At 69.2% G+C, this 17,652-nt stretch carries 17 protein-coding genes, 1 tRNA gene and 2 pseudogenes; 8 read left to right on the top strand and 12 right to left on the bottom strand.

The annotated features are described in order from the left end of the window. Positions 1 to 121: 121 nt before the first annotated feature. The 3 genes from AOK22_RS18495 to sp36 all read right to left on the bottom strand — a co-directional run bounded on the left by AOK22_RS18495 (position 122) and on the right by sp36 (position 1,689). Entirely contained in the window at positions 122 to 997 is an 876-nt protein-coding gene (locus AOK22_RS18495) for an NUDIX hydrolase (RefSeq protein WP_055699774.1), read from the bottom strand. Positions 998 to 1,063: 66 nt separating this feature from the next. Continuing rightward, positions 1,064 to 1,531, bottom strand: a complete 468-nt coding sequence (locus AOK22_RS18490; protein ID WP_055699773.1) for a RidA family protein — start codon at positions 1,529 to 1,531, stop codon at positions 1,064 to 1,066. Next, positions 1,528 to 1,689: a Sp36 family protein gene (sp36, locus tag AOK22_RS40915; RefSeq protein ID WP_003975360.1), complete on the bottom strand. Its 162-nt coding sequence runs from the start codon at positions 1,687 to 1,689 to the stop codon at positions 1,528 to 1,530. Before sp36 ends, AOK22_RS18490 begins: the two co-directional genes overlap by 4 nt. Positions 1,690 to 1,794: 105 nt before the next feature. On the opposite strand from sp36, the gene bagA reads away from it, so the two are divergent. Both bagA and bagB read left to right on the top strand, forming a co-directional pair. Further along, positions 1,795 to 2,775: an ATPase BagA gene (bagA, locus tag AOK22_RS18485; RefSeq protein ID WP_055699772.1), complete on the top strand. Its 981-nt coding sequence runs from the start codon at positions 1,795 to 1,797 to the stop codon at positions 2,773 to 2,775. Further along, positions 2,772 to 4,163, top strand: coding sequence for an ATPase BagB (gene bagB / locus AOK22_RS18480; protein WP_055699771.1), 1,392 nt, complete (start codon positions 2,772 to 2,774; stop codon positions 4,161 to 4,163). The genes bagA and bagB overlap by 4 nt, the downstream gene beginning before the upstream one ends. Before the next feature lie 27 nt (positions 4,164 to 4,190). Here bagB and AOK22_RS18475 read toward each other — a convergent pair whose 3' ends face one another. Further along, complete coding sequence (locus AOK22_RS18475; RefSeq protein WP_030782081.1) at positions 4,191 to 4,535, bottom strand: WhiB family transcriptional regulator; 345 nt, start codon at positions 4,533 to 4,535, stop codon at positions 4,191 to 4,193. Between the two features lie 384 nt (positions 4,536 to 4,919). Between AOK22_RS18475 and AOK22_RS18470 the strand changes: the two genes are divergently transcribed. After that, positions 4,920 to 7,205, top strand: a complete 2,286-nt coding sequence (locus AOK22_RS18470; RefSeq protein WP_055699770.1) for a transglycosylase domain-containing protein — start codon at positions 4,920 to 4,922, stop codon at positions 7,203 to 7,205. A gap of 130 nt (positions 7,206 to 7,335) precedes the next feature. Here the strand turns inward: AOK22_RS18470 and AOK22_RS18465 are convergent, their stop codons facing one another. Then, positions 7,336 to 7,800, bottom strand: a complete 465-nt coding sequence (locus AOK22_RS18465; RefSeq protein WP_055699769.1) for a GatB/YqeY domain-containing protein — start codon at positions 7,798 to 7,800, stop codon at positions 7,336 to 7,338. A gap of 117 nt (positions 7,801 to 7,917) precedes the next feature. Between AOK22_RS18465 and AOK22_RS18460 the strand changes: the two genes are divergently transcribed. The 4 genes from AOK22_RS18460 to AOK22_RS18445 all read left to right on the top strand — a co-directional run bounded on the left by AOK22_RS18460 (position 7,918) and on the right by AOK22_RS18445 (position 11,640). After that, positions 7,918 to 8,844, top strand: a complete 927-nt coding sequence (locus AOK22_RS18460; RefSeq protein ID WP_055699768.1) for a metallophosphoesterase — start codon at positions 7,918 to 7,920, stop codon at positions 8,842 to 8,844. Between the two features lie 68 nt (positions 8,845 to 8,912). After that, positions 8,913 to 9,641 carry a Pr6Pr family membrane protein gene (locus tag AOK22_RS18455; protein ID WP_055699767.1) on the top strand — a complete coding sequence of 243 codons (729 nt, stop codon included), beginning with the start codon at positions 8,913 to 8,915 and terminating at the stop codon, positions 9,639 to 9,641. 54 nt (positions 9,642 to 9,695) lie between these two features. Beyond that, positions 9,696 to 9,769: transfer RNA gene (locus tag AOK22_RS18450), tRNA-Pro, on the top strand. Between the two features lie 377 nt (positions 9,770 to 10,146). Beyond that, entirely contained in the window at positions 10,147 to 11,640 is a 1,494-nt protein-coding gene (locus tag AOK22_RS18445) for a PE-PGRS family protein (RefSeq protein WP_244164870.1), read from the top strand. On the opposite strand, the gene AOK22_RS18440 is transcribed toward AOK22_RS18445, so the two are convergent. From AOK22_RS18440 to AOK22_RS18430, 4 genes are all read right to left on the bottom strand, one after another. Further along, on the bottom strand, positions 11,570 to 12,412 hold the full coding sequence (locus AOK22_RS18440; RefSeq protein ID WP_055699765.1) for a hypothetical protein: 843 nt from the start codon (positions 12,410 to 12,412) through the stop codon (positions 11,570 to 11,572). The two genes, AOK22_RS18445 and AOK22_RS18440, sit on opposite strands and share 71 nt — an antisense overlap. Positions 12,413 to 12,570: 158 nt before the next feature. Further along, positions 12,571 to 14,100: a LacI family DNA-binding transcriptional regulator gene (locus AOK22_RS18435; protein ID WP_055699764.1), complete on the bottom strand. Its 1,530-nt coding sequence runs from the start codon at positions 14,098 to 14,100 to the stop codon at positions 12,571 to 12,573. A gap of 48 nt (positions 14,101 to 14,148) precedes the next feature. After that, positions 14,149 to 14,529, bottom strand: coding sequence for a helix-turn-helix domain-containing protein (locus AOK22_RS42825; RefSeq protein ID WP_079036659.1), 381 nt, complete (start codon positions 14,527 to 14,529; stop codon positions 14,149 to 14,151). Positions 14,530 to 14,603: 74 nt separating this feature from the next. Then, on the bottom strand, positions 14,604 to 14,819 hold the full coding sequence (locus tag AOK22_RS18430; protein WP_425264044.1) for a helix-turn-helix domain-containing protein: 216 nt from the start codon (positions 14,817 to 14,819) through the stop codon (positions 14,604 to 14,606). Positions 14,820 to 15,348: 529 nt separating this feature from the next. Between AOK22_RS18430 and AOK22_RS42820 the strand changes: the two are divergent. Beyond that, positions 15,349 to 15,693: pseudogene (locus AOK22_RS42820) on the top strand (hypothetical protein); the annotation flags it as partial. Here AOK22_RS42820 and AOK22_RS18425 read toward each other — a convergent pair. The 3 genes and pseudogenes from AOK22_RS18425 to AOK22_RS18415 form a co-directional block, all read right to left on the bottom strand. After that, a pseudogene (locus AOK22_RS18425) lies at positions 15,670 to 16,218 on the bottom strand (methionine adenosyltransferase); the annotation flags it as partial. The pseudogenes AOK22_RS42820 and AOK22_RS18425 sit on opposite strands and share 24 nt — an antisense overlap. Before the next feature lie 130 nt (positions 16,219 to 16,348). After that, positions 16,349 to 17,242 (bottom strand): aminoglycoside phosphotransferase family protein, encoded by an 894-nt coding sequence (locus tag AOK22_RS18420; RefSeq protein ID WP_055699762.1) that lies wholly within the window; start codon positions 17,240 to 17,242, stop codon positions 16,349 to 16,351. A 62-nt stretch (positions 17,243 to 17,304) separates the two neighbouring features. Beyond that, on the bottom strand, positions 17,305 to 17,502 hold the full coding sequence (locus AOK22_RS18415) for a hypothetical protein (protein WP_055699761.1): 198 nt from the start codon (positions 17,500 to 17,502) through the stop codon (positions 17,305 to 17,307). Positions 17,503 to 17,652 lie beyond the last annotated feature (150 nt).

The following is a 17,652-nucleotide window of genomic DNA, read 5'->3' as shown; positions in this document are numbered from 1 at the left end:
GCCCCCGGTGCCGGGTGGCGACAAAGGAGGCACCAGCCCCGGTGCAGGCGGGCACAGCCCACGGTGCAGGGGCGCGAGAAGTGTGGCCCCAGCCCCGGCGCCACCGTTCCCCGGCGGGACGTCACCTCGTGCCGTCCGTCGCGATGCGTTTCGTGAACTCGTCGTGGCCCGGCCAGGTGAGGACCAACTCGCCGTCCCTGAGGTGCGCCTGGGCGAGGACCGGCGTCATGTCCTGGGCCGGCGCCGCGGCCAGCGCGGCCCGGGGCGACGCGTGGGCCGCCAGGGCCCGCAGCGTGGAGATCGTGGGCGGCATCATCAGGAGCTCACCCTTGTCGTAGCCGGCGGCGGCCTCCGCGGGACGGATCCAGACCGTCCGGTCGGCCTCCGTGGAGGCGTTACGGGTGCGCTGCCCCTCGGGCAGCGAGGCCACGAAGAAGAACGTGTCGTACCGCCTGGGCTCGAACTCGGGCGTGATCCAGCGGGCCCACGCCCCGAGGAGGTCGCTCCGGAGGAACAGGCCCCGGCGGTCCAGGAACTCCGCGAAGGAGACGTCACGGGCCACCAGTGCCTCGCGGTCCGCCTCCCAGTCCGCCCCGGTCGTGTCGCCCACGACGGTCTCCGGGGTGGGACCGGCGAGCAGGACGCCCGCCTCCTCGTACGTCTCGCGGACCGCAGCGCAGACGATCGCCTGGGCGGCCGCCTCGTCGTCGACGCCGAGCCGCGCGGCCCAGGACGCGCGCGTGGGGCCCGCCCAGCGCACCAGGCGGTCGTCGTCGCGCGGGTCGACGCCACCGCCCGGATACGCGTACGCGCCTCCGGCGAAGGCCATGGAGGCGCGTCTGCGCAGCATGTGTACTTCAGGTGCGCCCTGGTCCGCGCCGTCCCGCAGCAGCATGACGGTCGCGGCACGGCGCGGGGTCGCCGGAGTCAGCTCGCCGCTCGCCAGGGCGCGGATGCGGTCGGGCCACTCCGGGGGGTACCACTGCCCATTTGCCATGGGCGGAGGCTATCCCCTAGTGGGCTGATGTTCGAGAGGCAACCATCGGTGCCCCTAGGAGCGCGCCTACGCCTCCGTCAGCTCCACCTGGAACTCGACCTCGACCGGCGCGTCCAGCGGCAGCACCGCCACGCCGACCGCGCTGCGCGCGTGCACGCCCTTGTCGCCGAGGACCTCGCCCAGCAGCTCGCTGGCGCCGTTGATCACGCCGGGCTGGCCGGTGAAGTCCGGCGCCGACGCGACGAAGCCGACGACCTTCACGACGCGCGCGATGCGGTCCAGGTCACCGGCGACCGACTTCACCGCGGCCAGCGCGTTCAGCGCGCAGGTGCGGGCCAGGTCCTTGGCCTCCTCGGGGGTGACCTCGGCGCCGACCTTGCCGGTCACGGCGAGCTTGCCGTCCACCATCGGGAGCTGCCCGGCGGTGTAGACGTACACGCCGGACTGGACGGCCGGCTGGTACGAGGCCAGCGGCGGCACGACCTCGGGCAGGGTCAGGCCGAGCGACGCGAGCTTCTCCTCGACGGCGCTCATGCCTGCTTCTCCCGCTTCAGGTAGGCCACCAGCTGCTCGGGGTTGTTCGGGCCCGGCACGACCTGGACCAGCTCCCAGCCGTCCTCGCCCCAGGTGTCCAGAATCTGCTTCGTGGCGTGGACGAGCAGAGGCACGGTTGCGTATTCCCACTTGGTCATATGGCCGACTGTAGTCGGTGTCAGGGACTGCTCAGGGTCGATGTGGGGGGCCGCTCAGGGTGGGCTCCTGCGTGACACGGGCGGCGACTGGTTAGGCTCGAAGGCGTGAGCAGGCTCCAGGTCGTCAGTGGCAAGGGCGGTACCGGCAAGACCACGGTGGCCGCGGCCCTCGCGCTCGCCCTCGCGACGGAGGGCAAGCGGACCCTCCTCGTCGAGGTCGAGGGCAGGCAGGGCATCGCGCAGCTCTTCGAGACCGAAGCGCTGCCCTATGAGGAGCGGAAGATCGCCGTCGCTCCCGGGGGCGGGGAGGTGTACGCCCTCGCGATCGACCCCGAGCTGGCCCTTCTCGACTACCTCCAGATGTTCTACAAGCTGGGAGGCGCCGGCCGGGCCCTGAAGAAGCTCGGCGCGATCGACTTCGCCACCACCATCGCGCCCGGTCTGCGGGACGTCCTGCTGACCGGCAAGGCGTGCGAGGCCGTGCGCCGCAAGGACAAGAGCGGGCGGTACGCGTACGACTGCGTGGTGATGGACGCGCCACCGACCGGCCGCATCACCCGCTTCCTGAACGTGAACGACGAAGTGGCCGGGCTCGCCAAGATCGGCCCGATACACAATCAGGCCCAGGCGGTGATGCGGGTCCTCAAGTCCCCCGAGACGGAGGTGCACCTGGTGACCCTGCTGGAGGAGATGCCCGTCCAGGAGACGGCGGACGGGATCGCCGAGCTGCGGGACGCGCGGCTGCCCGTGGGCCGGGTCATCGTGAACATGGTGCGCCCGGTCGTCCTCGACGAGGCCGAGCTGGAGCTGGGCCTGGACCGGACGCCGCGTACGGCCATCGCCAAGTCCCTGTCCGGCGCGGGCCTCGGCGGGGCACGCCGGGGCGGGGGCGCCGAGCGCCTCATCGACCCGCTCCTGGAGCAGGCCGCCGAGTACGCCGAGCGGTACGCCCTGGAGCGCGACCAGCGCGCCCTGCTCACGGAGTTCGGCCAGCCCCTGCACGAACTCCCGCTGCTGGCGGGCGGGATGGACCTCGCGGGCCTCTACGAGCTCGCCACGGCACTGCGGAAGCAAGGGATCGCATGACCCCGGAACCGGCAAGGACCCTGGACTCCGCCCCCGCGCTGGACGTCGACGCGCTGATCGACGACCCGAAGACCCGCATCGTGGTGTGCTGCGGCTCCGGAGGCGTCGGCAAGACGACCACGGCGGCCGCCATCGGGCTGCGCGCGGCCGAGCGGGGCCGCAAGGTCGTCGTCCTCACGATCGACCCGGCGCGCAGGCTCGCGCAGTCCATGGGCATCGACTCGCTCGACAACGTCCCGCGGCGCGTCAAGGACGTCGAGGGCGACGGCGAGCTGCACGCGATGATGCTCGACATGAAGCGCACCTTCGACGAGATCGTCGAGGCGCACGCCGACGCGGAGCGGGCCAGGGCCATCCTCGACAACCCCTTCTACCAGTCGCTCTCCGCGGGCTTCGCCGGCACGCAGGAGTACATGGCGATGGAGAAGCTGGGGCAGCTGCGGTCCCGGGACGAGTGGGACCTGATCGTCGTCGACACGCCGCCCTCGCGGTCCGCGCTCGACTTCCTCGACGCGCCCAAGCGCCTCGGCTCGTTCCTCGACGGCAAGTTGATCCGGCTGCTCATGGCACCGGCGAAGGTCGGCGGCCGGGCCGGGATGAAGTTCCTGAACGTGGGCATGTCGATGATGACGGGCGCCCTCGGCAAGCTGCTCGGCGGGCAGCTGCTGCGCGACGTACAGACGTTCGTGGCCGCGATGGACAGCATGTTCGGCGGCTTCCGTACGCGGGCCGACGCGACGTACCGGCTGCTCCAGGCGCCCGGCACGGCGTTCCTCGTCGTGGCCTCGCCCGAGCGGGACGCGCTGCGGGAGGCCGCGTACTTCGTGGAGCGGCTGGCCGCGGACGACATGCCGCTCGCGGGTCTCGTCCTCAACCGCGTGCACGGCAGCGGCGCCGCTCAGCTGTCGGCCGAGCGGGCGCTTGCCGCGGCGGAAAATCTTGAGGAGAGCCGCATTGTGGATCAGGAGGGCGGGAAGGTTGGAGTTCGTAACTCCCCCGAGAATCCCTCTTCTTCAGAGACTCCCAGGCTTCCCGAGATTTCCCCCGAGACTTCCGGTGGCACCGGCGGTGCCACGCGTACTCCCGACGGTGCTGACCGTGAGTCGGACAGCGCCTCCGACACGTCGGACGGCGCCGCTCACACCCCGGACACCGCCGAGCTTCCCGACCCCCACGAGCCGGCTGCCGACCCGTCCGTCGAGCAGCTGACCGCGGGGCTGCTGCGTCTGCATGCGGAGCGCATGCAGCTCCTCGCGCGCGAACAGCGCACGCGCGATCGCTTCACCGCGCTCCACCCTGAGGTGGCCGTGGCCGAAGTGGCCGCGCTGCCGGGCGATGTGCACGACCTCGCGGGACTCCGGGCCATCGGGGACCGGCTGACGGGGTGACGGCTCGGGTCTGACGACCCCGGCCGGCTACCCGACCGCCGCGTAGCTCTCGTACGTCTCCTCGTCCTCCAAGTCCACGGGCAGCAGGCCCGCGCCACGCTCGTACTCGGAGCGCGCTGTCTCCAGGAGCCTGCGCCATGAGGTGACGGTGGGACGCCTGCGCAGCAGTGCGCGGCGCTCTCGCTCCGTCATGCCACCCCACACGCCGAACTCGACGCGATTGTCCAGCGCGTCGGCCAGGCACTCGGTCCGCACCGGACATCCGGTGCACACCGCCTTGGCCCTGTTCTGCGCTGCTCCTTGAACGAACAGTTCATCCGGATCGGTAGTGCGGCAGGCCGCCTGCGCACTCCAGTCGGTTACCCAGCCCATACCGGCGCCGTCCTCTCCCGAATCGAGGCTCCCCCACGGCGGCAGCGGCATATTCACCGCCGCCAGTTGAGGACGTTACGGAAGGTGGGCACAGCGCAACACCCCCTTCGGGCCCAATCTTGAATGGCCCGAACGGACTATGCGTAAGCGGCAGATCACCCGACGGAGTGAGCTGGCGACATGCGTGAGGATCCCGGCATATCGGGATAGTTCAGTTGAGTCACAACGGGCGCCAGGCGCCACATGAGGCGAATTCGGACATAAATCCGCCGGATTCGGGAACGACAGAGGGCTTGTTGCTCAACCGCACTGCTGTGACAGTTGGGAGCAGCTTAGGCCAAGGCATTAAGGCCTGTCCGGCGAATCAGAACGTAGGCTGCCCTCATGGGAAAGAAGCGCTCGGGCGGTGGTCTGTCACCAACTCAGCAGGCCGCGAAGTTCCTCGGAGTCAGCGTTCTGGCGGGTGCGGTGCTGGCAGGCATCGCCCTGCCCGCGGCCGGCGCGCTGGGCCTCGCGGCCAAGGGCTCGGTCGAGGGGTTCGACGAGATCCCCTCCAATCTGAAGCAGCCGCCGCTCAGTCAGCGCACCTCGATCCTGGACGCCGAGGGCGGTCAGATCGCCACGGTCTACTCGCGTGACCGCACGGTCGTCCCGCTCAAGGACATCTCGCCGTATATGCAGAAGGCGATCGTCGCGATCGAGGACGCCCGCTTCTACGAGCACGGCGCGGTCGACCTCAAGGGCATCCTGCGCGCCCTCAACCAGAACGCGCAGAGCGGCGGCGTCTCGCAGGGCGCCTCGACGCTCACGCAGCAGTACGTGAAGAACGTCTTCGTCGAGGAGGCCGGCGACGACCCGACGAAGGTCGCCGAGGCCACCCAGCAGACGCTCGGCCGCAAGATCCGCGAGCTGAAGTACGCGATCCAGGTCGAGGACAAGCTGGGCAAGAAGCGGATCCTCAAGAACTACCTGAACATCACGTACTTCGGTCAGCAGGCCTACGGCATCGAGGCGGCCTCCCAGCGCTACTTCTCCAAGCACGCCAAGGACCTGAAGGTCCAGGAGGCCGCGCTCCTCGCCGGCATCGTGCAGTCGCCCAGCCGGTACGACCCGGTCAACGACGCGGCCGAGGCCACCAAGCGGCGCAACGTGGTGCTCCAGCGCATGGCCGACACGCACGACATCTCGCAGCGGGAGGCCGACAAGGCCAAGAAGACCGACCTCGGCCTGAACGTGAGCCGCCCCAAGAACGGCTGCATCACCTCGGTCAACGGCGCCGGCTTCTTCTGCGACTACGTCCGCGAGGTGTTCCTCAACGACCCGGTCTTCGGCAAGACCAAGGAGGAGCGGGCCAAGGTCTGGAACCGCGGCGGCCTGAGGATCCGTACGACGCTCGACCCGCAGACGCAGGAGTCGGTGCAGGCGTCGATAAAGGATCACGTGAACAAGACCGACGACGTGGCGACCGCCGCCTCGATCGTCGAGCCGGGCACGGGCAAGATCCTCGGCATGGGCCAGTCGCGGCCCTACGGCTTCAAGAAGGACGAGACCACGATCAACCTCTCCGTGGACGACTCCATGGGCGGCGGCGCGGGCTACCAGCCCGGTTCGACGTTCAAGCCGATCGTCGCGGCGGCGGCCCTGGAGGGCGGCAAGTCGGCGGGGCAGAGCTACTCGTCCCCGTACGAGATGCCCTATCCCTCGCGGGTGTCCGCCTGCGACGGCAAGGAGTGGGTGAACTCGGGCGGTGACAAGCTCACCAACGAGAACGAGACCGAGGTCGGCCCCTACGGCATGCGCGAGGCGACCGCGAAGTCGGTCAACACCTACTACGTGCAGCTCATCGGCGACATCGGCATCTGCCCGGTGACGAAGCTCGCCGAGAAGATGGGCGTCCAGCGCGCCGACGGCAAGGAGATGATCCAGGCGCCGTCGATCGCCCTGGGCACCCAGGAGATGTCGCCGCTGACGATGGCGGGCGCGTACGCGACCTTCGCCTCGCGCGGCACGTACTGCACGCCGATCGCCATCGAGTCGATCACCACGCTCGGCGGCAAGTCGCTGCCGGTGCCGAAGTCGACGTGCTCGCGGGCGATGTCCCAGAAGACCGCCGACACCATCAACGCCCTGCTCAAGGGCGTGGTCGAGGACGGTACGGGCAAGCAGGCCGGGCTCGGCTCCCGCGCCAGCGCGGGCAAGACCGGTACGACCGACTACCGCTACGCCGCCTGGTTCGTGGGCTACACCCCGAACATGTCGGGCGCGGTCTGGGTCGGCGACCCGCAGCACAAGCGGCAGATGGTCGACATCACCATCGGCGGCGTCCCGTACGGCAAGGTCTTCGGTGGTGAGGTGCCGGGTCCGATCTGGCGCGACGCGATGAGCGGCGCGCTGGCGGGCAAGCCGGCGCCGGGCTTCAACACGGTCCGCCTCCCCGGCGACGACAAGGACAAGGACAAGGGCAGGGACCGCGGCCACGACGACGGCAAGCCGGGCGGCGGCAACGGCGGCGGGAACGGCGGCAGTGGTGACGGTGGCGTCATCGGCGGCGGCGACGGCGGCAGCCCCTGGCCGGACATCACGATCCCGCCGGACATGCTGGGCGGGAACGGCAACGGGCACGGCGGCGGCCACGGGAACGGCGGGATCGGCGGCGGCTGGCCGCGCTAGCGGAGGCCTTCCGGCCGCTGGGACATGAGTGAGGGCGCCCCCTGAGGCAGGGGGCGCCCTCATCTGCGTATGGCTTCCGCGGGCGGCTTCAGCGTGTGGCTTCCGCGTACGCGTACGACCGGGAAGGGGCTCAGCCCGCGAGGAGCTTCTTGACCGTGGCGGCGACGCGGCCGCCCTCGGCCTGGCCCGCGACCTTCGGGTTCACGATCTTCATGACCTGGCCCATGGCGCGCGGGCCCTCGGCGCCGGCGGCCCTGGCCTCCTCGACGGCCTGCGCGACGATCGTGTGGAGCTCGTCGTCGGAGAGCTGCTTGGGCAGGTACTCGGCGAGGACCTCGCCCTCCGCCTTCTCGCGCTCGGCCTGCTCGGGGCGGCCGCCCTGGGCGAACGCGTCGGCGGCCTCACGGCGCTTCTTGGCCTCACGCGTGATCACCTTCTGCACCTCGTCGTCGGAGAGCTCGCGCTTCTCCTTGCCCGCGACCTCCTCCTTCGTGATCGCGGCGAGGGTCATCCGGAGCGTCGAGGAGCGCAGCTCGTCGCGCCCCTTGATCGCGGCGTTGAGGTGTTCCTGCAGCTTCGACTTGAGCGTGGTCATGGGTTGATTGTGGCAGGTGCGGACGGGTTCCTGCCCGCCGATTTCCCTGGGGGTGCGCGCCCGTTGCCGTACTGCCCTGCGGATTTCGGGACTCCTGGGGTCTGACACGATGGAGAGATGCGCGCGCGATACGCAGTACCCCTGGGCATCACGGCGACGGCCGCGGCCGGCCTCGCCTACTCGGTGGGCTTCGAAGCCCGTTTCTTCCGGCTGAGGCGGGTCACGGTGCCCGTACTGCCGTCGGGGATGCGGCCGTTGCGGGTCCTCCAGGTCTCCGACATCCACATGGTGTCCGGGCAGCGCAAGAAGCAGCGATGGCTGCGCTCGCTCGCGGGCCTGCGCCCCGACTTCGTGATCAATACGGGTGACAACCTCTCCGACCCGGAGGGCGTGCCGGAGACGCTGGACGCGCTCGGGCCCCTGATGCAGTTCCCCGGGGCGTACGTCTTCGGCTCGAACGACTACTACGGCCCCAAGCCGCGCAACCCCGCCCGCTACCTGGTCGAGAAGGTCCAGGGCAGGCACGGCCTGAACGGCAACGCGCCCGCGGTCGGCGTCATCCACAACCCCTGGGAGGACCTGCGCGACGGGTTCGACGGGGCGGGCTGGGTGAACCTCACGAACACGCGCGGCTCGCTGAAGATCGAGGGCTACGAGATCGGGCTCACCGGCGTCGACGACCCGCACATCAAGCGCGACCGGTACGCGCACGTGGCGGGCGGCCCTGACGCCGCGGCCGACTTCTCCATGGGCATCGTGCACGCGCCGTACCTGCGCTCGCTGGACGCCTTCACGGCGGACGGCTATCCGCTGATCCTCGCCGGGCACACCCACGGCGGGCAGGTCTGCATCCCCTTCTACGGCGCCCTCGTCACCAACTGCGACCTGGACACGGACCGCGTGAAGGGCCTCTCCACGCACGAGGCCGAGGGCCGGACGTCCTTCATGCACGTGTCGGCGGGCTGCGGGGCCAACCGCTATACGCCGATGCGGTTCGCTTGCCCTCCGGAGGCGACCCTGCTGACGCTGACGGAACGGGTCTGACGGCGTCCCCGTAGGGCCCCGGTGACGCCCGGCGGGCGTCGGACAGGAACGGTGCCTACGGTGGGGGCATGATCGCGCCGATTCCCACCGGTATCCCCGCGGAAGCGGTCGTACCGCCCGTGCGCCGCCCCCTCGCGGCCGCCTTCCGCGCGCTGATCGCGCTCGCCGCCGTGACCGGGATCGTCATCGACCTGGTCATCGGCAGCCCGCTGCGCGTCCTCAGCTACTTCACGATCCAGAGCAATGTGCTGGTGGCGGTGGTGCTCGGGGTGTCCGCGTGGCGGGCCTGGCGGGGGCGGCCGCCGCTGCCGCCCTGGGTGACGGCCGGCACGCTGCTCTTCATCTCGATCACCGGGCTCGTCTACCACCTGGTCCTCGCGAACGACGCGAGCGGCTTCGCCATGACGGAGGACGCGGGGGCCACCTCGGGCTGGCACACCGTGTCCAACCAGCTCCTGCACACCGTGACGCCGGTCGCCGTGGCGCTCGACTGGCTGCTGCTCACCAGGCCGGGCGGTCTGCGCCCGCGCCACGCGGGGCTCTGGCTGCTCTATCCGCTGGCCTACCTGGCCTTCGCGCTGGCCCGCGGCGCCCTGATGTCCCCGGGCTCCACGGCCCGCTATCCGTACCCGTTCCTGGACGTCGACGCCCACGGCTACGCGGGGGTCCTCGGCAACGCGGTGATCTTCGGCCTGGCCTTCTACGCGCTGGCTCTCCTGGTCGTCGGCCTGGACCGCGTCCGCCCCTCCCCCGGGGCCGCGAAAACCGGATTTCGTCTCCGGCCGCCGGTCCGCTAAAGTAATCGATGTCGCCGCGACCCGCAGCAATGCAGGCCAGCGGACCAACGACATCGGGGTGTAGCGCAGCTTGGCAGCGCGCTTCGTTCGGGACGAAGAGGTCGTGGGTTCAAATCCCGCCACCCCGACAGCTGAAATACCAGGTCAGGCCCGGTACTGAGAGATCAGTACCGGGCCTGATTTGCGTTTCGACCCTGTTTTGGGAGCCATTTGGGAGCCAACTGGGTGTGATCTTCGGGAGTCGGCTCCCAGGTTGGCTCCCGAGCAGTGGCCTTCCGCCGCCTCCTAGCGCGATGTACGCCTCGCGCCCCGAGTGAGTCACTGCACGGCTTGTGCCAAGCAGACCTGAGACGGTACGACGATCGCTATGCACCCTTGGTCTCCGTTAAATGACCGGCAGCTCGTACTCCTCACCCGCATCGGAGGCGGAGCCGACCCCGTCACTTCTGACAGCCCCGAGCTCGCCGTCACGGCTCGCGCGCTCAGGGACCGGGGCTTGGTGACCATGCCCAGGAAGAAGGGGAGGTGGCAGGCGGAGATCACTGACGCGGGGCGCTTCTATCTGGAGCACGGTCACCATCCCGACCGTCCGGAACTGGCTCCACGCAAGCCTCGCGCGGCGGCGTCTGAAGCCGAGACGCCGGTTACCACTGGCCCTCAGCAGGATGCCGATCCTCCGGCAGCGACGAAGCCCGTATCGAAGCGTGCCGTGAAACCTCCGCGCCCGTCGCCGGTGGCTGTCGGGCCGGCGCTCATCGCGCAGGTGCAGAAGGCCGGACGATTCCTTCGGATCCCGGACCCCAGTGCCGAGGAACGGGCTCGGCATCGCAGGGCGTTCGACGCGGCGCGGCAGTGCGCTCCGGAGGGGTATCACCTCAAGTACAGCGGGCGGGCAAAGGGCGACTTCTTCCTCGGCCTGCTCCGGGTGACCGGCGAGGACGACACCGAGTGGAATCGAATCCGCCTGGCACGCAGTCGTGTGATCACCGACGTCGAGGACGTACTCGCCGCAGTCGCCAAGGACCACAGTGCCTTCGAGATCTCCGAGGAGGTCCTGCCGAGGGTGCTCGCGCTGATTCGGCTCCTCGCCGATCAGGCACTCGCGCGGTACGGCGAGATCGCAGTATCCAAGAAGCGCAGGCAGCCGAGGCCGCTGCTCACTGTCCACGGCAGGACGTACGAGGTCGCCTTCCGTGAGCGGCAGAAGCAGGTCCGCTACGTCCCCAAGCAGCCGGGCCGACGCACGTACGACTGGCAGCGGGTCACGCCGGCCCACAAGTCCGAGCCGTCCGGCGAACTGGAGCTGCTGGTCAGCGAGAACTCGGGCTACAGCTACGGCTGGAAGAAGGAATGGGCCGACACGGCGAAGAAGCCGTTGGAGGAGCAGATCGCTTCAATTTTCCGGGCGTTGAAGGCACGCGCGGAGGAGCAGGAGCGGGCCCGGCTGGAACGAGAGGCGGAGCAGCGGCGTCTGCGAGAGGAGCGCGAGCGCCAGGAGGCCGAGCGCCGGCGACTGGCGGCGGAGCGGGAGGAGCGCGAGCGGCGGGAGTGGGAGGCCGCCGTAAGTACGGCTTCAGTCAAGGCGGTTCACGCCGTACGGGCCGAGCGCTTCGGCATGGCCCTTGAGCAGTGGCAGGCCGCAGGTGAGATCCGGGCGTTCTGCGCCGCGCTGGATGAAGTCGCCGCCGCGTCGGAAGACGCCCTCGAAGCTGAGAGGCTGCGCGAGTGGTCGGCGTGGGGGAACGCGGAGGCCGATCAGCTCGACCCCACGACGAACGGCAAGGGCCTGGCCACCCGCGACTTCAACGTGGAGCCGACGAAAGAGCAGCTGCGGCCGTTCCTCGACGGCTGGCGGCCGGACCGGCCGGAGAAGGAACCTCCGGCTCAGCCAACGCCTCCGAAGCCGGAGCCAGACCCGTGGCGCGGCGTCATCGACGCACATCGGGATCAAGGGTGGCGATATGGACGCCAAGGTCGCGCTCAATGGTGGAGGCGATGACGCCATGGCCTCGGTCGCGTAGGGCCTTGACCGCCTTCTCGACGAGCTCCCCGAGCCGGATGACCTCGGCGCGCAGGGCGACCAACTCGTCGTAGCGGTCGGCCTTGTCTTCGCCGCACCACGCTCGGACGGTTCGCAGGACAGCTGCCTCCGCGTCCAGCTTCCGGTCGTCCCGCCGACTGTAGGAGTACCAGGAGGACTGGGCACGCTCCTGCTCGATGCCCTGTTGCTTGCGGTCCACCTCCGGAAGGATCTCGTCGGCGAGGCGGCCGGCGACCAGGCGGGCGACGCGCTCGGTGATCGGCCACCCGGCCAGGCACATGCCGTGGCGGTTCTCGTAGACCATGGCGTCGCCGCGGAGTTCAGCTGCGTCCAGGCCGATGAGCGGTGCCGTCTCATCAAGGCGGCTCAGCTCCAGGACCCCGGCGTCGGCCACCGTTCGGCGCAGGCGGATCCTGTTCTTCGGACGGACGAAGCCGAGGATCATGCGGGCGGCCTCGAAATCCGTGCTGCCCCGGACGTGACGAGACGCCTCGGCCAGTGCCGACTCCGCAGCGTCATCCGCGCGGAACGTATCAACATCCGCCCACGATGCTACGAGAGAGCCGGAACTGACCCACTCCTGCAGGCCAGCAGCATCACCTTCGAGGAACCGCACGTGGACCCAGCCAGTCCTGCCGGAGCTGCCCACGCGTACGACCTCCACCTGGCGGACCTCGCTACCCAGATCCTTCGGCCTCGCGCGGTACGCCCAGTGCTCGCCAATCTCCATGTACCTATTGAGCCAGGTCTGCTGACCCTCTCACCGGGCGTTTGCCATAACCTCCGGAGCGAGGTGACTTCCAGGAGGTTGACGCTGCTCCCGCAAGGCGTCGCCAGAGACGGCTGTGCCTCCGGCGGTGACCGCCGGAGGCACAGCCGTATTCACCGCTAGGACTCCACGGGCTGACGTGATTCCCTGCGCGCACGTAGGACATCGCCGAGTACGCGCACCGGTGACGTGGGGCTCATCGCCAAGCGGGCGTCGAGTGCCGTCTCCCACTGCTCGGTCAATCCGAGCATGAGGCGCGTGCGCATCCCGGGGGTGACGTGGGCATAGCGCGCCGAAACGGAGCCGTCGATGTGGCCCATGCGGTCGTCCATGAGGACCTTCTCGGTACCGAGATCCTCCATCACCGTTCGGTGGGTGTGGCGGAGGCCGTGGGGTGTGAGGCCCTTGGCGATCGGGAGCCAGCAGGCGTCCGCCCGGTCGCTGGCGCCACGCCCTCGGGATGGGACGCCGGGCCACGGCTCGCCGAGGAGCGGTACGGGGCGGGCTTCCTGCGGTGCCTTCTTCGGGTACCAGCCGGAGACCGCCGGGGTGAACAGCCAGGTGGCGAAGCCGTTTCGGCGCCAGTGGGCTGCGTGCTGCGATACGGCGCCGCCGCGCACGAACCCCAGGTCTGTGATGGCCTGTTCCACCCTGACCCGCTTGGCTTCGGTGACGCGATCGGGGTGGTTGAGGACGTTGGATACCGTGCCGGTGGAGACTTCGGCTCGGCGGGCGACGTCGACGAGTTTCGCGCCGTGGTGGCCGCCGGTGCGGGCCGTGCCCTGGCCCCGGAAGACGTAGGTCTTGCCGTGGCACGGGCAGGGTTTCGGCTTCGTGCGGGCGACGTGGTTGGAGACCAGGGCCGACAGCCAGTCTGTCGCGTCGATGGTGCGGTAACTGTCGTCCTTGGGCGGGCAGCGCACCAGCTCGCCGGTGTCGAGTTCGTACAGTTGCCACTCGACGCGGACGGCCCCCGGGCGAGCAAACTCCGTCTCCAGGCCCACGATTTCGCCCCAGCGCATGCCGGTGTACCCCTTGAGGACGACGGCGACGAACTCGTCATCACGGCCGGAGAGCAGCGCGGCGCGCTCCGCGGTGAGCAGGATTCCGAGTGGGTCGGTGACGACCTTCTCCGGGCCGCGGTCGCGGGAGCGGCCGGCGCGCTTGCCGCGTCCGCGTCGTCTGGCAGCCGGGTTGGACGTGATCAGACCCTCGTCGATCGCGTCCTCGAAGATCAGGTGGAGCGTCGAGCGCCAGGTTTTGACGCTGGAGGCCGCATAGACGGCCTTCTCCTTCTTCTCCCACAGGTCGACGTCCGTGCGCAGGATGCCGGCGAGCGCCTTGTCCTCGAAGTCGGGGAGCAGGTGCTCCTCAATGTGGCGCTTGTAGTTCTGCATGGTCGAGGCGGCCAGGTCCTGGGCCTCGTACCAGCGGTTCGCGTACTCGCCGAAGGTCTCCTGGCCGAGTGCCGGGTCGCGCCAGTCGCCGCGCCGGTACTTGTTCTCGGCCTCGCTCGCGGCACGCTGAGCCTCCCCCTTGGTGGCGAACCGGATCGCCCTGCCGGTGTCGTCGACCACCGTGAGGTGCTTGCCGGGCGCGGTCTTGTACCGGCCGCGCCAGTAGTTTCCGCGCTTCTCCGCGAAACCCAACTTCCGTCTTCCTCCCCTGTTCTCGGCTTGTGGCTGAGCGCGGGCGCGCTACGCGACGGTCTCGCACTGGGTCCGGCGCGGCGGTCGGGCCCGCAGACGCCTTGTCGTCGGAGCCGTAGTCGGCCCAGGAGGCTGGGCGGCACGCGTTCGTGCAGCGGGAGGTCTTGTTGCCCCTGGACTGGCCGACGCGCTGCTGACGGATCGCTTCGGGCGTTCTTCGTGGAGGCGCACGATCTCGGCGAGGTGTGTGACGGTGAAGCGGTAGGCGCGGCCGACGCGGGTGTGCGGGATGAGTCCGCGTCGGGCCCGGTCCTTGACCCACCAGGCGGAACAACCGAGAGCTTCGGCGATTTCCTCGGGGCGGTAGAGACGGGGCAATGGAGCTGCGCCCTCGGTGCCGGGAAGGCGTCGCGCAAGGGCAGGGGGTATGTCGGAGTGGCGCAAGAAGGGCGGGTCCTCACTGGGTGGGAGCGTGCTCTGTCAGCGGCGCTGGGCGGGCCTCGTCACGTGGCGGTCGGCCTCTGCAGCAGCACGAGAGGCGAGACGAGGAGGGCTTTGGCAATCACGACGAGGTCGTCGGCATCACAGCGTCGTTGGGCGCGTTCGATGCGGGACAGCATGGTGTTAGACATCGGGTGGCCGAGGGCGGTCACTCGGCCGGCCAACTGCCGTTGTGACAAGCCTCGTTCGGTCTGGAGGATTTCAATAGTGCGGGCCACCTGTATTCCAGCGGGTCCGACTTCCAATGAGCGTGGGGGCATGACTCCAATTGAAAGGTCCAATCGCCGGTTTTGGTAACCGGCGATCGTCGGCTATGTTGCGCTCGCGCGGTTCGCCGCGAAGTGGTTCCTGTGGGACCGGGAACGGCGCGGAGCGGCGCATCAATCAGGGCTCTGACGTGGGATGTTGTGTTGTAGCTTCCCTGTCGACGGCGCGTCAATGGCTTGCCGATGTGACGCTTCTGGCTCTGCGGTCCCGGCAACTATTTGGTCAACAGCGGATCGTGCCTTATGGTTTTCCTCCCGCCCACCACCCAGCCCCATTTCTCGCAGCCTTTCTGCCGTGAGAGATTGCGCCGGATAGGGCTGGACTTGCGCAACGGGGGTGTGGCTATGTTGACGACACCCCCGGAAGCGCAATCGCTTCCCGGCGCGCGTCCGCGCCAACGTGTCCCGCTCGAATCTCGCCCCGACCGACGGTGAGCCGTGCTGCCCACGCACAGGCCACCGAGTGAGGACCGCCCCGCACTTGGCACGAATCCGCACCATCAAGCCCGAAGCCTTCGTCTCCGAGTCCTTGGCCGCCGTCTCCCTGACCGCCGAGCGCACCTTCCTCGGCCTGCTCACCCAGGCCGACGACCAGGGCCGCCACCGTGGCCACGCCGCGATCATCGCCGGACAGTTGTGGGTCCTGCGCCCGGAGCACACCCCGTCCGATGTCGAAACGGACCTCGCGCAGCTCGCCGACGCCGGGCTGATCTGCCGCTACAAGGCGCCGGATCACAAGCGATACCTGCACATCGTCACCTGGGGCCTCCATCAGAGGATCAACCGGCCCAGCAAGAGCCGCCTCCCTGCATGCCCGCATCACGAGGGTCTCGAAAATGTTCTCCGGTGCCCAACCGGTACCCAGCGACGTGTCGTTGGACAGCCGCACCCGCCGCTCCCGAAGGTCCTCGATCGACCGCGGGTTGAACCAACGTGTCCGGTCGGGCGCCTCGTCGCCGGTCAGGACGGCACCCGGGCTCGAATTGCTGGTGATGTTGAAGACGATGTCGAGGTGGTCCGAGATCTCGGGAAGCCGCTCGTCGAAGAACGCCCGCACCTCGGCCTCCACGATCTCCTCGACAGGAATCCGCTCTCCGCCGCACATGGGCGCGGCACGGCCGTTGACGAGCACCCTGACCGGGGCGGTCATACGGCCGGCGCCGTACCGGACCTCGCTCGCGCCGCCGAGGAGGGCGAGCTTGTCGAAGTTGTGGTGCAGCACGGCGCCGAAGCGCTCGACCGTGTGGTGGCTGTAGGCACGGGAAAGCCGCTCGGCGAGGTGGTCGGCCAGGGTGTCCGGGTGGCCGAGGCCCTTCCTTTCAACGATGGTCGTCGCATCCGGTCGGGCCATGGCAGTGTCGATGACGAGGTGACTGTTGCCGATGGTCGTGCTGGTACGAGGCATGACGAACTCCCTTTTGGTGTGCACGAAGGGTGGATGAGTGCAGGCGTCGACGCGCCGATGAGCAAGGAGCGAGGATTCAGCGCGGGACGCCGGCGGCGCGCATAACTGATACGGCCCCGGCCAGTGAGGCGTAGGCAACTGGGGCGTGTTCCTCAGCGGCAAGTCGGTGGACATCGCTCGCCGCGATGAGGTCGATGTCGTGAGAGCGACGGCGATCAAGCCAGAGCAGCAGGCGCCAGGCCAGCACAGGACCGCTGAACGGCAGCCGGGTCATGAGATCGATCGGGGCACGGCCAGGTTTCACGCCCCCGTACAGCAGGTCACGTACAAGGTGGAACACCACGCTGGCGTAGTCGACGACGGCGGGCCCGCGGGCACTGGCCTCCCAGTCGACGACGCTTAGCTGGTGGCCGTCGATCAAGAGGTGCTCGGGCTTGAGATCACCATGGAGGTAGACGACGGGATGGGACTCAAGCGGTTGGAGGGCCTCGGCCAGCGCTGCCCACCACGGCCGTTCCCGGCAGCGTGGGGAAAGCTGGTCGAGCAGGAATTGGGGCTGCGTCGAAGGGCTCCCTCGTTCACTGCTCCAGCCGGAGCCGGGCGTGAGATCGAGCGATGACTGGTGAAGCCTGTCCCTTAGGCGAATGACGTGATCGATGTACTCCTCGATCACCCGGTCCGTGCGCACGCCACACGGCACGCCCGGCAGCACGCGGAACACCGACCAAGATCCAGCGTCACACCTGCCCGTGGCCAGGACTTCCGGCACCGAAAGACCACAGTGAGCAGCACGCCGAACCGTGTCCGCCTCACGGTGGCGCCGGCCCTCAGGATCAACGCCCAGGTAGACCTTCCGCAGAGAGCCACCATCGACTGCCCGCTGCGTCATGGCGTACGGCTTGGCGATCGCACGGCCGAACGGACCGTACAGAAGCTCGGCTTCACGTACCGTCGCGTCGCCATCGAGCACAAGTTGCCTCCTTTCCGTGGCGTCATTCCAAGGGCTGGATGGGTGCGGAGTCGTCGGCGGGTTCACAGCCTCAGCCCCGACAGCAGGCCGGCGACCGACGCCGTCACGTCCTTCACGAACGGGCCGACGTTGTGGGTCCCGGCGAGGTACAGGCCGAAAACCACGCACACCGCGGCGTGGCCTGCCTTGAGCCCGCCTCCTCGGCACGAGAAGGCGATCACGATGCCGAGGATCAGCAGGACAGCAACATCGACAGCCACTGCGAACCCCCTTCGATCTCGGACGATTACTGGAGACCGAGGCGGGTACTGGGACGACCGCGTCGGTGTGACCATGACAGCGGTCTGGGAGCGCTCGGAGTATCACGAGCTGTTGCCGGACCTGCTCATCAGCGGTTCATGGTCGGTAGG

Origin of the sequence: Streptomyces silaceus (assembly GCF_001419745.1) — a bacterium.
Lineage (GTDB): Bacteria > Actinomycetota > Actinomycetes > Streptomycetales > Streptomycetaceae > Streptomyces > Streptomyces silaceus.
This window is presented reverse-complemented; position numbering and strand designations above follow the sequence as displayed.